A 13,988-nucleotide genomic window follows, 5' to 3' on the forward strand; every position below is an offset into this window, starting at 1 on the left:
AAGGCTGGGCGTCCGGGCCGACAGCCTTCCGAGCCGCCGGTGCCTTCCGGGCCGCCCGTGCTTCACTTCGCCCCCTGCTCCGCCAGCCCGGCGACCGCCTTCTCCAGCCGAGCGGCCCTGACCTCCGGAGTCCTGGCCTTCAACAGGCCCAGGATGACCAGGTATTGACCGGTCCTGCCGAGCTCATCGAAGGCTTTCTTGGCGCGCGGGTTCCGTTCCAACGCTGCGGCCAGATCGTCCGGAACCGTGGCGTTCCGCTGCGACTCGTACGCCGCCTCCCACCGCCCGTCCGCCTTGGCCGCCGCCACCTCCGCGAGCCCCCGGGGCCGCATACGCCCGGCCGCCGTGAGGGCTTCGACCTTGCGTACGTTCACCATCGACCACTCGCTGCCGCGTCGACGCGGGGTGTACTTCTGCAGGTAGTACGTCTCGTCCTGGCGCCTGCGCTGACCGTCGATCCACCCATGGCAGAGGGCCACGTCGAGGGCCTGCGCCACGGTGACGGTGGTCCGGCCGGATCCCTTCTTGGCAATCTTCAGCCAGACTCCGCGCTCAACCTCAGCGTGAGCACCGAGCCAGACGTCCAACTGTCCCGCGTCATCGAAAACCTTGATCGCCAGGCCGTCGAGAGTGTCCATGGGGACAAGGTAGGGCGAGAATAGGACAGCTCTCGTCCTACTCCCCTCCGTACAAGCGCTGCAGATCCACCAGGACCACCTCACCCTTGGCCTCGGCGGCTCGCAGGTCGTCCGTGAATCCCGCACCGCTGTAACAGGTGAGCCGCACTGCTGACGTGTCGATCCCGCGGCCGGCGAGCAGGGACTCGACGTGACGCAAGCGGTCGAGGTGTCCGACGCCCATGACCTGGTCCCACTTGGCCTCGCCGAGGGAGAGCAGGACGCCGTTGTCCTGGCCCACCGCGCCGCGAACCACGACGTCGATCTCGTGGCTGCTGCGGGCCTCCGGGTCCGGGACCGTGCCGTACGAGACGTCGATCGGCATGCCGCCGAAGGTCTCCGGTGCGGCGAAATGGGCGACCCATTCGCGGCAGATCTGTTCGAAGTGCGGACCGACGACGGCCGAGAGGAAGCGGGCTCGGGAGCTCTCCCAGACCTGTTCCGCCAAGCCTCGGTCCAGCAGCGGGAGCTTCGGCCGTGAGATGGCGTGGTCGAAAGCGATGAGCGGCTCGCCCACCCGGTAGACGCTGCGGTTCTTGCGGAAGGCGTCCACTTCGCGGCGTACGAGACCGCAGTCCTGCAGGACGGTGAGGGGATGGGTGATGTCGCTGGTGGGGCGCTCCAGGCAGCCGGCGATTCCGCCCGCCGTGGCGTTACCCGAGGCGAGTGCCGCCAGCACGGAGTGGTAGAGAGCCCGGTCCCGCAGGTCCGACTCGTCGGCCAGCAGGTAGCGGGCCTCGCGGTACAGCGGGGAACGGGGCGAAAGGGCCGTACGGCAGACCCAGGCGTCGAAGTCATCCAGGTCGGCGGGGACGTCATCGCGCACGAACTCCCTCCGATAAGCGGGAGTTCCGCCCACCACGCTGTGCACGAGAAACGCGAGACGGTGATCGTCGATGCCCCAGAAGGCCGCGGCCTGGCGGAAGTCCAGTGGCTGGACGATGAGTTCGAGCCCGGCCCTGCCCCGGAGGGGCGACGTACCGCTGAGCAGCTTGCCCATGAAGGCGAGTGAACTGCCGCAGAGGAGAAGTCGGGTGCGGGACTGGAGCCGTTCGGGGCGCCGAGGACCGTACGCGACCTGCACGATGGAGGGGAACGAGGGCGTTGCCCTGGCCAGGTATGGGAACTCGTCGATGACGACAGGAAGGGGCCGCTCCTTGCCCAGCGCGAGCAGCGCGTCGACGGCCTGCTCCCAGCGGTCGAACCGCATCGGGGCGATGCTGCCGCTGTACTGGCCGAGTTCCTCCCCGAAGCGGCGCAGCGACTCGGCCTCCGTGGCCTCGTACGCGCAGAAGTAGAAGCCTCCGGCGGCCCTGGCGAGCGAGTCGAGCAGGAACGACTTGCCTTGTCGTCGTCGCCCGGAGACCACGGCCATGGTCGCCTCCGGACCCTCGTCGGCAGCGAAGGCGGTCAGCTCGCTCCATTCCCAGTCGCGGTCGAACATGTCGGGGGGTTTGGGCAGGTTGCGGGTGGGTCGGCGCATAGTCGTCTCCTGCGGCGCTTAAGGGAAGTACGTTTCCCGGAAATACACTTCCCCTAACGACCATCAGGAGAGTCCGTCACCCTTCCCTGCGCGGGACTCCGGCACGGCCAACACGTGGGTCAGTCGACGACCGGGTCATCGAGCACCTGGACCAGCACCTGGCTCTGGAAGCCCTCGGGATCGGGGCTGGACAGGCCGGCCATGGTCACCAGTGCCTTCCACAGGGCCCATCCGCGGGCTCGACGCCAGGTGTCGTCGGGCAGTCCGACGGCCTCGCGGAAGACCTTCCGCTCGTCACCCACGAAGTACGTCCAGGCCATGACGAGGTCGCAAGCGGGGTCACCGACACCGGACGTACCGAAGTCGATGACGGCGGACAGCGTCCCGTCAGTGGCAAGCAGGTTGCCGATGGCGACGTCACCGTGGAACCACGTCGGTGGAAGCGGCCAGGCCGAGGTCAGCGCGCTCGCCCAGACGGCTTCACAGGCAGCGACGTCGACGACTCCCTTGAGCTTGTCGAGAGCGGCCTCGACCTGATCTCCGTAGGCGCTGGGGTGGCAGCCACGGAAGTAGGAATGGACACCGGCGGCCGGTCCCTGCCGGGCAGGGGCTTGGCGGAGAGCGGTCAGGAAGCCACCGAGGTCCCGGGCCAGCCGGGTCCGGTCGATGTCCGTCACCGCCTCGACGGTGTTTCCCGGCAACCAGCGCCGCACCGACCACGGATACGGATAGCCCGCCGCCGGACGCCCGACAGCAATCGGTTCCGGTACGGGCAGCGGCAGGTGCCCGGCCAGGACGGGCAGACAGCGGTCTTCCTTCTCCACGGCGGCCACATACCCTTCCGCACTCGGCAGGCGTACGGCCAGCCGATCGCCAAGCCGGAAGGTCCGGTTGTCCCAGCCCTGACGCGCTACGGGCTCGACCGGAAGGTCGCTCCACTCGGGAAACTGGTCCGAGACCAAGGTGCGCACGAGCTCATCGGTGATGTCGATCATCGGTCCAGTCTGCGTGCCCTGTCGGCGCCTGGGCACATGCTTTTCCTCAAGGTCCGGCTGTGGGGCGGCCGTTGGGCGCAGGGACGTCGTCCTTGCGTACCGCGAACTCGCACCACACCACCTTGCCGGGGTCCCTCCCCCCATTTGTCCGCGAGTGCGGCAACGAGCAGGAGTCCTCGGCCGTCCTCCGCCTCGGTGCACGTGTCCGGGAGCCGGACCTCGCCCGGGCCGCTGTCGTGCACTTCGACGCGTACGACTCCGTCGGTGTGGAGGAAGAGGTGGAGCCTGAAGCCGCGGCCGGGCGGTACGTGGTGGGCCCGGCGTTAATTGAGTGGACCGGGGGCAGCGGGCGTAACTAGCCTGCCCCTCATGTCCAGTCCCGAGGCGTCAAGACTCCGGCCACCGGCTCTCCGGTGGCTGTTTGGGATGTCGGGCTGAAGCTCCGCGATCAGTGATCAGCGATCAAAGATCGACGATTCAAGTCACCCCTCACCGTTGCCGGAACGCTGTGCCGTCGGCCGTGTTCGTTTTCGGGTGTGCGGAGTTTTTCATGCCGTTTGGGCTGTATCTGTTGGGGCTTGCTGTCTTCGCTCAGGGGACTTCTGAGTTCATGTTGTCCGGGCTGGTGCCGGACATCGCGCGGGATTTGAGGGTGTCCGTTCCGGCTGCTGGGTCGCTGACCTCGGCGTTCGCTGTCGGGATGATCGTGGGGGCGCCGTTGATGGCCGTCGTGAGTCGGCGGTGGTCTCGGCGTGGGGCGTTGTTGGGGTTTCTGGGGACCTTTCTGATTGTCCATGTGGTGGGGGCCGTCACCAGTGACTTTTCGGTGCTGTTGGTGACTCGGGTCGTGGGGGCCTTGGCCAACGCCGGGTTTCTCGCCGTCGCTGTCGTGACGGCCGTCGGGATGGTCGACGCGAAGGCCAAGGGGCGGGCCACGTCTGTGCTGCTCGGTGGCGTCACCGTCGCGTGTGTGGCGGGAGTTCCCGGTGGGGCCTTGTTGGGGCAGGTGTGGGGGTGGCGGTCGGCCTTCTGGGCCGTGGTCGTTCTGTCCGTACCGGCCCTGTTCGCGATTCTGCGGTCTGTGCCAGGTGGGGTTCCCGATGTCGCTCGTGTCAGTGTGCGCCAGGAAGTACGGGCATTGCGGGGGCCACGGCTTCAACTGGCGCTGTTTCTGGGTGCGTTGGTGAACGGGGCGACCTTCTGCACGTTCACCTATCTCGCGTCGGTGGTCACCTCGGTCACCGGGCTCGGGGCCGCGTGGGTGCCCGTCATATTGGCGCTGTTCGGGCTGGGGTCGTTCGTGGGGGTGAGCGTCGGGGGGCGGATCGCTGATGTCCGGCCCGTACCGCTCCTCGTGGTCGGTGGGGTGGCGCTGTTGGTCGGATGGGGTGTCTTCGCGCTGTCCGCCGGTAATCCGGTGGCGGCGGTCGTGCTCGCCTTCGTTCAGGGCGCGCTCTCGTTCGCCGTCGGGTCCACGCTGATTTCCCAGGCGTTGTACGCGGCGGCCGACGCACCGACTCTGGCGGGCGGCTTCGCCACGGCCGCGTTCAATGTCGGTGCCGCGGTGGGCCCGTGGGTCGGTGGGGTCGTGATCGGAGCGGGGTTCGGTTATCGCTCGCCGCTGTGGGTGAGTGCCGGGCTCGTGGGCGTGGCCCTCGCCGTGGGAGTGACCGACCGCCGGAATCGGGTCGTTGCGGCTCCGGCGTCGCCGTCCGTGTGACCAACGAGGTCGAACAGTACGCTGCCCCGTCCTCACGTACGAAAATGCCCCGACGGTCCAGGCGCTCTCCGCGAAAAGCGTGACACTTTCCGGGAAAGTGTCACGCTTTTCGCAACTCGCACCCGGCAGAGGGGATTGGCCATCAAGGCCTTAACCCGGTGCGGAACCAGTCCTTCGTCCGTACCCTTCCGCCATGACCTGGCTGCCCCCGGACTTCGTCCATCCTGTACGTGTCGAGTTGCCCGGTGGGCAGTACCTCCGGCCGATCTCTGGAGCCGACGCCCCGATCGACTATCCCGCCGTGATGGGATCGCGGGAGCGGTTGTGGAGCATCTTCGGGGAGGCCTGGGGATGGCCTGCTGACACCATCACATATGAGGCGAACAAGGCGGATCTTGAGCGGCACGCGGCTGAGATCGCTGCGCATGAGTCGTTCAATTACGTGCTGTTCGACGCGGCGGGCACCACCGAGTACGGGTGTGTCTACATCGATCCGCCGGAAAAGGCGGGCGCCGATGTCGAGGTCTCGTGGTGGGTGGTGGACGACGCCGTCGGGACCGAGCTGGAGCGGGAGTTCGACGCGTTCGTGCCTCGGTGGATCGGGGAGGCGTGGCCCTTTGAACGGCCGCGGTTCATCGGGCGGGCTCTGTCGTGGAAGGAGTGGCTGGCTCTGCCGGGTGCCGACTGAAGCGGGTCGCTTGTGCGGGGGTTTCCTTCCCCAGGCCCGCCCCTTCCCGGCTGTATCAATTTGCGGCTCCGCCGCGTGGGGGGCTTCGCCCCCGGACCCCCAGAAGCGTTTACCACGCACCAAGACGTTGCTGCGGCGGAGACGGTGCGCCGCAGAGGCCAGAAAGTGAGTAGACAGATGCAACCGACGTTCGTACTGGTTCACGGAGCCTTCGCGAACTCCTTCTCCTTGGCACCGCTCCAGGCCGAACTCGGCCTCCTGGGACACCGTTCGGTCGCCGTCGACCTGCCCGGCCACGGCTTCGGGGCGACCTTCACCCGCGCCTATCAGGCGCCGCAGGATCTGGATGGGCTCGCCACCGCGCCCGGTTCGATCAAGGGTGTCACACTCGCCGACAACGCCGCGCACCTGATCGGGATCCTGGAACGGGCCAAGCGGAATGGCCCCGTGATCCTTGTCGCCCACAGCCGAGGCGGCGCCACGGCCACGGCCGCCGCCAACGCGCGGCCGGACCTGATCGACCGCATCGTCTATGTCGCGGCCTGGTGCCCGGTCGCTCTCGACGTCGGCGACTACTACGCCGAGCCGGAGATGGCCACGGTCGACGCCGCTTCCCTGGCTTCGGCGATGGCCGGGAACCCTGCCGAACTCGGCCTGCTCCGGGTCAACTTCCGCACTGCGGATCCGGACGCCCTTGCGGCGCTCAAGGCGGCCTTCCTCGCCGACGGCACCGAAGAGGAGTTCCTGACCTTCCTGAACACCTTCCAGCCTGATGAGAACCTGGACGTCGGCACCTCCACCGACCGGGCGCAGGCCGCGACCTGGGGGCGCGTCCCGAAGAGCTTCGTCCGCCTGGCCGACGACGCGAGCATGCCGCTCGCCATGCAGGACCGGCTGATCCGCGAGGGCAACGAGCTGACGCCGGACAACCCGTACGACGTCCGCACTCTCGCTGGCAGCCACCTGAAGTGGCTGGTCGACCCGGCGCCGGCGGCCCGAGTCCTGGGCGAACTTGCCACGCTCACCCCGCGTCCTGGGCCGCCTTCATGAGCGGTGGGCCCGGCGATAGTTGAGCGGACGGAGGGAGCGCCGCTGCCCGGGAATCGGACACCCGTGGCCGGAATTCGTGCCTTGTGGTGGCGTGGGCGGCGTTCTCATAATCCTCCAACAGAAATCACCAGCTCATGCCGTTGAGGGCGCGATCGTCTGTTACTCCTTTGGCATGTGCCTGACATAAATTTCTGGCATCAATCCCCCAACATCAATGCCCAACCCCCCACGGAAGGCATCACGTTGAAGAAGCTCCTCAAGGCGCTCAAGAGATGCGCGGTCATGGGCGCCGCCGCCCTCGCGATCGTCAGCCTTCAGCCCGTCAGCGCTACGGCCGCCACCCCGCCCGTCGTGGGCGGAACCCGCGCCGCCCAGGGCGAGTTCCCGTTCATGGTGCGGCTCTCCATGGGCTGTGGCGGTGCGCTCTACACCCAGCAGATCGTGCTCACCGCCGCCCACTGCGTGAGCGGCTCGGGCAACAACACCAGCATCACGGCCACCGCCGGAGTCGTGGACCTGCAGAGCACGAGCGGCCGGGTCCAGGTCCGCTCCACCAAGGTCCTCCAGGCCCCCGGCTACAACGGCACCGGCAAGGACTGGGCGCTCATCAAGCTGGCCCAGCCCATCAACCTGCCGACGCTGAAGATCGCCACCAACAGCCAGTACAACACCGGTGACTTCACCGTCGCCGGCTGGGGTGCGGCCGTTGAGGGCGGGGCTCAGCAGCGCTACATGCTCAAGGCGACCGTGCCGTTCATCGACGACGCCACATGTGAGGGCTACGGCGGTTTCTACAGTGACCTCGTGGCGGGCGAGGAGATCTGCGCCGGCTTCGAGGAGGGCGGCGTCGACACCTGCCAGGGTGACTCGGGCGGACCGATGTTCCGCAAGGACAACGCCGGTGAATGGATCCAGGTCGGCATAGTCAGCTGGGGCGACGGCTGCGCCCAGCCGGAGGCTCCGGGCGTCTACACCGAGGTCTCCACCTTCGCCTCGGCGATCGCTTCGGCGGCGGCTTCTCTCTGACGTACGCCTGATACGAGACGTGCGCCCGGTACGACGTACGCCTCGTACGACGCACACCTGGTACGAACGCACGCGGGTCCGGCGCTCTCCGCGCCGGACCCGTTCCCGTGCTCCGCACCCCTTACGAGGTGCCTCAGAAGCCGCCCCCGAAGTCACCCCCGCCGAAGCCGCCGTCGCCGAAGCCCCCTCCGAAGTCACTGGAGGAGAAGTCCGCGCCGGAGACGTCGCCGCCCTCGTAACCGCCGCCTCCGAAGTCGCCGTAGCCGGAGCCGTAGGTGGCCGCGTACGCCGGGGCGGCCATCATCTGGCCGAGCAACGTGCCCACGAGGAGGCCGGGGAGGATGCCGCCGCCGAAGTAGCCGCCGGCCCAGGGGCCGTAGGCCGGGCCCGCCTCCCAGTACGGGCGGCGGCCGGAGTCGGTGTCGACCTCGCGGACGGCGGGGTCGAGGCCGTCGGCCAGGCGGGTGCGGTCGGCGGCGCAGACCGGCACCTCGCGGGGTGTGCCGCCGTCGGGTGTCCACGTCGCGTCGGCGACCGAGGGGCCGTGGCGCGGGTCGAAGAAGCAGGGGGCGCGGCGCGCGGGCGGCGGACGGCCCTCGCGACGCGCGGCGAGCAGGGCGAGCGAGAAGCGGCCGTCCTCCAGGGCCTGGGTGACCGCGCGCACCTCCTCGGGGCGCTGCGCCGCGGCCATGAACGACTTCGCCTTGTCGTACGCGTCCAGGGCGCGCTCGTAGTCGGCGCGCATCGCGTCGTCCGCGCCCTTCTCGGCGGGGTGGAAGTCGAGCCGGTCGAGCTCCTCGCCGAAGGCGGTGATGTCCTCGTCGACGACCACGCGGAGCTTCTCGAGCGCGGCCTGCCGCTCCTCTTCCTGCTTGCGGCGGTTGCGGCGTACGAGCGTGTAGGCGCCCGCGCCACCGGCCGCGAGCACGACGCCCGTTCCGATCAGTACGCCGGTCGGGTCGCTGTCGCCGCCGTCGGTCCAGCTGCTGGGGGCGGAGCCGCCGACGTTGGCGAGGGCGCGGTCCGTGAAGTTGTCGAGCTGGGTCCGGATGTCCTCGCCCTGGACGCTGGTGACGAGGTTCCGCACACCGTTGTCCGGCAGGACTGCCGCGTCGGCCTTCGCGTCGAACTGGTCACCGAGCCGGATCGCGTACAGGCCCGTGACGCCGGTCGCCGTGCGCAGGTTCTGGAAGAGGTTCTCCTTCGGGAAGTCGGCCGGGAGCACCGCGACGAAGACCGGCTTGTCGGCGTCCTCGATCTCCTTGGCCAGGGCTTCGGCGTCGGATTTCGGCAGCTGCTCGGACATGGACGGGTCGACGTACACGGGGCTCTCCTCCAGAGCCTCCGCGACCGTCGAGACATCCGTGGCGGCATGGGCGCGCGTGGCCCCGACGGACAGCACCGCCAAGGCCGCGAACGCGATCAGGAGTACGGAGAGTCCACGGTTCAGTGCGGCCTTCATACCTTCGAAGTTACTCCTGTGCGGCGCAAAGTGAGGGGGGCGTGCACGCCGGGCGCATGCACGCCCACCCGGTGTCACGCCGCCCGGTAGGCCGCCGTCAGCTTCGCCATCGCCTGCCCGTACCGCCCTCACCGAGCGGGCTCACTCGCCCACCCGCACACGCGCCCCCTCACTCCGCGGGCTCGACCCCCGCCCGCAGCAGGCCGTACGTGTACGCGTCCTCCAGGGCCTGCCACGACGCGGCGATCACGTTGTCCGCCACGCCCACCGTCGACCACTCCCCCGCGCCGTCCGACGTGGAGATGAGGACCCGCGTCGTGGAGGAAGTACCGTGCTTGCCCTCCAGGATGCGGACCTTGTAGTCGACCAGGTCCAGCTTGGCCAGCTGGGGGTAGATCTTCTCCATGGCCACGCGCAGGGCTCGGTCCAGCGCGTTCACCGGGCCGTTCCCCTCCGCCGTGGCGACGATGCGCTCGCCCTTGGCGAAGAGCTTGACCGTGGCCTCGTTGGCGTGGCTGCCGTCGGGGCGGTCCTCGACGATCGCCCGCCAGGACTCCACCTCGAAGTACTTACGGACCTTGCCCTCCACCTCCGCCCGGAGCAGGAGTTCGAAGGAGGCGTCGGCGGCCTCGTACGTGTAGCCCTTGAGCTCGCGCTCCTTGACCCGCTCCACGACCCGGCCGACCAGCTCACGGTCGTCACCGAGGTCGACGCCCAGCTCTTTCCCCTTCAGCTCGATCGACGCCCGGCCCGCCATGTCGGAGACCAGCATCCGCATGGTGTTGCCGACCTGCTCGGGATCGATGTGCTGGTACAGGTCCGGGTCGACCTTGATGGCGGAGGCGTGCAGGCCCGCCTTGTGCGCGAAGGCCGAGACCCCTACGTACGGCTCATGCGTGGACGGCGTGAGGTTCACGACCTCGGCGATGGCGTGCGAGATCCGCGTCATCTCGGACAGCGCGCCCTCCGGGAGGACCTTCTTGCCGTACTTCAGCTCCAGCGCCGCCACCACCGGGAACAGGTTCGAGTTGCCGACCCGCTCCCCGTACCCGTTCGCCGTGCACTGGACGTGTGTCGCGCCCGCGTCCACCGCGGCCAGGGTGTTGGCGACCGCGCACCCCGTGTCGTCCTGGGCGTGGATGCCGAGCCGGGCACCCGTGTCGGCCAGGACCGTGGCGACCACGGCCTGGACCTGGGCCGGCAGCATGCCGCCGTTGGTGTCGCAGAGCACGACCACGTCGGCGCCCGCTTCCGAGGCCGCCCGTACGACCGCCTTCGCGTACTCGGGGTTCGCCCGGTAGCCGTCGAAGAAGTGCTCGCAGTCGACGAACACCCGGCGGCCCTGAGAGCGGATATACGACACCGTGTCGCGGACCATCTCCAGGTTCTCGTCGAGCGTCGTACGCAGGGCCAGCTCGACATGCCGGTCATGGGACTTGGCGACCAGGCAGATGACGGGAGCGCCGGACTCGAGGAGCGCGTTGACCTGGGCGTCCTCGGCCGCCTTGGCACCCGGGCGGCGCGTGGCGCCGAAGGCGACGAGCTGGGCGTGCTTGAAGTGGATCTCCTGCTGGGCGCGGGCGAAGAACTCGGTGTCGCGCGGGTTGGCGCCGGGCCAGCCGCCCTCGATGAAGCCCACGCCGAAGTCGTCCAGGTGCCGTGCGATGGCCAGCTTGTCCGCGACGGTGAGGTTGATGCCCTCGCGCTGCGCACCGTCGCGCAGCGTCGTGTCGAAGACGTGGAAGTCGTCGTCGACGTGGGAAGGGCCGTAATTCTCGTCGGTTGCGTCTGTCATCTCTACTGGCTCCTGTATGGGATGCGGTCTACCGGAATGACCGGCTCCACCGTCCTCATGATCCCTCACGCTCCGGCCCCGGCTGTGGTTGGGCCGGGAAACAGAAAAACCCCTCGCGGGTGCGAGAGGTCTGCGCGCGGGTCGAGGACGACGGTGTCCGCCCGTACGTGGTCGTACGGGGCGGTCACTGCGGACCGGCGCGCCTGCTGCCAATAATCGTGGCGAACGAGAGCACGGGGGCAGTCTGGCACAGACCGCCCCCGTGCTCACGGGTGTCTCAGTATGCGAACGTCACGTCACTCAGCGCAGGCGGCGGACGAAGCCGTCGCTCACCCCGTTCGTGTCGCCCGGGACCAGCTGCGCGGAGCCGCTCCCGAGTCCGAGGAGTCGGCCACCGCCGCCGAACGACGTGACGTAGACGTCCTCGTCCGTGACGGGGCCGCCCGTGACGGACTCGCTGGCGAGCCGGGACGCCCCGGTGCGCAGATCCTGTACGTACGCGTTCTCCTCTCCCAGCGGTGCCACGAACGTGTAGGCGACGTACCGGCCGTCGTCGCTGAGCTGGGACCCGAAGAGGCCCGAGCCACCGTCGCCGTCATGGACGACACCCCGGGTCGTGCCCGTCCTCAGGTCGCGCACGTAGGCGTGCGTGTTCGCGGCGCCGCCGGCCACCAGGTCGTCACCCGTGTAGTCGAAGGCGATGGTCCGGCCGTCCGCCGAGAGCGAGGGGTCGATGGCGAGCCGCGCGGCCGGGGACCCGTCCGGGGTGACGTTGGCCTGCTCCTCGGTGCCGGTGCGGCGATCGTGCACCATCAGCAGGCCCGTACCGCCGCGCACGTCGTTCTGTGTGTACGCCACGTAGCGGCCGTCGGCGCTCATGTCGAGGTGGTACGAGCCTCGGCCCGGGTGGGCGCGGTTGGTGATCCGCTCGATGGTGCCGGTGCGGCGGTCGGTGACGTAGACGGCGGGATAGATGAGCGGGTCGCCGGTCTCCATCTGGCTGGGCCGGGCGGTGAAGGCCACGTGGCGTCCGTCGTCGGAGATCGCCGCGACTCCCTGTGCGTAGGAGGACACGCCGTTCGGCGTCCTGCTGACCAGTTCCGTACGACCTGTGGCGCGGTCGTGGACGTACACGTCCTGGGCCCAGTCCACCGACGGCTCGGTCCAGTCGGCGAGGTTCGTGGCCGTCGAGACGAGAACCACGTACCTGCCGTTGGCGCTGATGGCCGCGGGCTTGGTACCCCGGTCGGCCTGGGTGCCGTCCGTCGCGACGCTGACGCGTTCCAGCCGGCCCGTGCGCAGATCGCGCACGAATGCGTCCCCGGCGTCGTTCGTGTCGCCCGGCACCAGGTTCGGCGCATCGGATCCGAACGCGGTGTAGCGGCCGTTGGCACTCAGATACGGCCCGGACGAGTTGCTCGACCCTTGCTCGCCGGTGGCCGACACGGTGACTCGCTCGATGAGCGGTGCCGGTGCCGCCGTCGCCGTGGCGGTCGCCGTCAGTGCGAGCGTGCTGATGACGAGTGCGGCGACGGACGTCGCTCGCTTGGCCCTGGTCATGTGTTCCCCCGGTTTCCCCTGTAGGACGCTGCTCCCCCGGCCCCGCGCCGTGGGCTCAAGACGATACAAACGCACCACGAGTAAGGGGTCAATCGGCCGTATTGCGTACAACCTGGACGGGGCGTCAGGCGTCCGTGCGCGTCACGGGGATGGTGAACGGCCGGTCCCCGCCCTCCAGTTGAGGAGAGCGGGGACCAACAAGGCGTCGGATAAAGGCCGTCAGCCGAGGTTGTGCATCCAGCCGTGCTTGTCCTCGCTCACCCCGCGCTGGATGTCGAGCAGCGCCTCGCGCAGTTTCAGCGTGACTTCGCCGGGCTGTCCGCCGCTCTGCTGCCACTCGCCCGCGTGGCACTTGACCGTGCCGACGGGGGTGATGACGGCGGCGGTGCCGCAGGCGAAGACCTCGGTGAGGCTGCCGTTCGCGGTGTCGTCGCGCCACTGGTCGACGGAGACGCGGGCCTCCTCGGACTCGTAACCGAGGTCAGCGGCGACCGAGAGGAGCGAGTCGCGGGTGATGCCCTCCAGGATGGAGCCCGTCAGAGTCGGGGTGACGATCTTGTTGCCGTACACGAAGTACAGGTTCATGCCGCCCAGTTCCTCGACCCACTTGTGCTCGACGGCGTCGAGGTAGCAGACCTGGTCGCAGCCCTTCGCGGCGGCCTCGGCCTGGGCGAGCAGGGACGCGGCGTAGTTGCCGCCGGTCTTGGCGTCGCCCATGCCGCCGGGGACGGCGCGCACGCGGTCATCGGAGAGCCAGATCGAGACGGGCTTCACGCCGCCCGGGAAGTACGCGCCGGCCGGGGAGGCGATGACCATGAACAGGTACTCGTTCGCGGGCTTCACGCCCAGACCGACCTCGGTCGCGATCATGAACGGGCGCAGATAGAGCGACTCCTCGCCGCCGTGCGCCGGCACCCATGCCTTGTCCTGCTGGACGAGCAGGTCACAGGCCTCGATGAACGTCTCGACGGGCAGCTCCGGCATGGCGAGGCGACGGGCGGAGGCCTGGAAGCGGCGGGCGTTGGCGTCGGGACGGAAGGTGGCGACCGAGCCGTCCGGCTGCCGGTAGGCCTTCAGTCCCTCGAAGATCTCCTGCGCGTAGTGCAGGACGTTGGTCGCGGGGTCGAGGGAGAGCGGCCCGTACGGCGTGAGCTGCCCGTCGTGCCAGCCGCGGCCCTCGGTCCACCGGATGGTCACCATGTGGTCGGTGAAGTGGCGGCCGAACCCGGGGTTGGCCAGGATCGCCTCGCGTTCCGCGTCGGAGAGTGGCGAGGCCGAGGGCTTGAGCTCGATCGTGGGCGTCGTCATGAGTGGTTGTCCTTCACCGGTTGTTGTGACGGGCCGCGCTCACGCCCCTACTGGCCGATGGCCAGTGTTAGGACGTCCGAGCATTCCCTTGATCCGCGGCTCCGCGTTCGATTATCTCGCGAGCGGAGCCGTGGAGGATATGGGTGTGAATGCGGCCCAGGGGATGATGGTGGCACCCGGCGAAGCATAGGAAAAGCCGCCGGGTGCGGAAGCGACCCGGCGGC

General features: G+C 69.0%; 11 protein-coding genes and 1 pseudogene. 4 read left to right on the forward strand and 8 right to left on the reverse strand.

Annotation, left to right across the window (positions count from 1 at the left end):
* Window positions 1–62: 62 nt before the first annotated feature.
* The 4 genes and pseudogenes from ACYVO6_RS03505 to ACYVO6_RS03520 all read right to left on the reverse strand — a co-directional run.
* Entirely contained in the window at window positions 63–638 is a 576-nt protein-coding gene (locus tag ACYVO6_RS03505) for a YdeI/OmpD-associated family protein (RefSeq protein ID WP_461057085.1), read from the reverse strand.
* Between the two features lie 37 nt (window positions 639–675).
* Entirely contained in the window at window positions 676–2,160 is a 1,485-nt protein-coding gene (locus ACYVO6_RS03510) for an AAA family ATPase (protein ID WP_461057087.1), read from the reverse strand.
* Between the two features lie 119 nt (window positions 2,161–2,279).
* On the reverse strand, window positions 2,280–3,155 hold the full coding sequence (locus ACYVO6_RS03515; RefSeq protein WP_461057089.1) for an aminoglycoside phosphotransferase family protein: 876 nt from the start codon (window positions 3,153–3,155) through the stop codon (window positions 2,280–2,282).
* 46 nt (window positions 3,156–3,201) lie between these two features.
* Window positions 3,202–3,469: pseudogene (locus tag ACYVO6_RS03520) on the reverse strand (ATP-binding protein); the annotation flags it as partial.
* 236 nt (window positions 3,470–3,705) lie between these two features.
* Between ACYVO6_RS03520 and ACYVO6_RS03525 the strand changes: the two are divergent.
* From ACYVO6_RS03525 to ACYVO6_RS03540, 4 genes are all read left to right on the forward strand, one after another.
* Window positions 3,706–4,875 (forward strand): Cmx/CmrA family chloramphenicol efflux MFS transporter, encoded by a 1,170-nt coding sequence (locus ACYVO6_RS03525; RefSeq protein WP_461057475.1) that lies wholly within the window; start codon window positions 3,706–3,708, stop codon window positions 4,873–4,875.
* 193 nt (window positions 4,876–5,068) lie between these two features.
* Window positions 5,069–5,563, forward strand: a complete 495-nt coding sequence (locus tag ACYVO6_RS03530; protein WP_461057091.1) for an N-acetyltransferase — start codon at window positions 5,069–5,071, stop codon at window positions 5,561–5,563.
* 177 nt (window positions 5,564–5,740) lie between these two features.
* Window positions 5,741–6,613, forward strand: coding sequence for an alpha/beta fold hydrolase (locus tag ACYVO6_RS03535; RefSeq protein ID WP_461057093.1), 873 nt, complete (start codon window positions 5,741–5,743; stop codon window positions 6,611–6,613).
* A gap of 243 nt (window positions 6,614–6,856) precedes the next feature.
* On the forward strand, window positions 6,857–7,639 hold the full coding sequence (locus ACYVO6_RS03540) for a S1 family peptidase (protein WP_461057095.1): 783 nt from the start codon (window positions 6,857–6,859) through the stop codon (window positions 7,637–7,639).
* Window positions 7,640–7,772: 133 nt separating this feature from the next.
* Here the strand turns inward: ACYVO6_RS03540 and ACYVO6_RS03545 are convergent, their stop codons facing one another.
* From ACYVO6_RS03545 to ACYVO6_RS03560, 4 genes are all read right to left on the reverse strand, one after another.
* Window positions 7,773–9,101, reverse strand: a complete 1,329-nt coding sequence (locus ACYVO6_RS03545; RefSeq protein WP_461057097.1) for a hypothetical protein — start codon at window positions 9,099–9,101, stop codon at window positions 7,773–7,775.
* 169 nt (window positions 9,102–9,270) lie between these two features.
* A complete protein-coding gene (gene cimA, locus ACYVO6_RS03550) occupies window positions 9,271–10,896 on the reverse strand; it encodes a citramalate synthase (RefSeq protein WP_461057099.1) in 1,626 nt (541 codons plus the stop codon).
* 300 nt (window positions 10,897–11,196) lie between these two features.
* Window positions 11,197–12,456, reverse strand: coding sequence for a TolB family protein (locus ACYVO6_RS03555; RefSeq protein WP_461057101.1), 1,260 nt, complete (start codon window positions 12,454–12,456; stop codon window positions 11,197–11,199).
* Between the two features lie 219 nt (window positions 12,457–12,675).
* Window positions 12,676–13,764: a branched-chain amino acid aminotransferase gene (locus ACYVO6_RS03560; RefSeq protein WP_461057103.1), complete on the reverse strand. Its 1,089-nt coding sequence runs from the start codon at window positions 13,762–13,764 to the stop codon at window positions 12,676–12,678.
* Window positions 13,765–13,988: the final 224 nt, after the last annotated feature.

It is taken from the genome of Streptomyces pseudoechinosporeus (genome assembly GCF_054783935.1).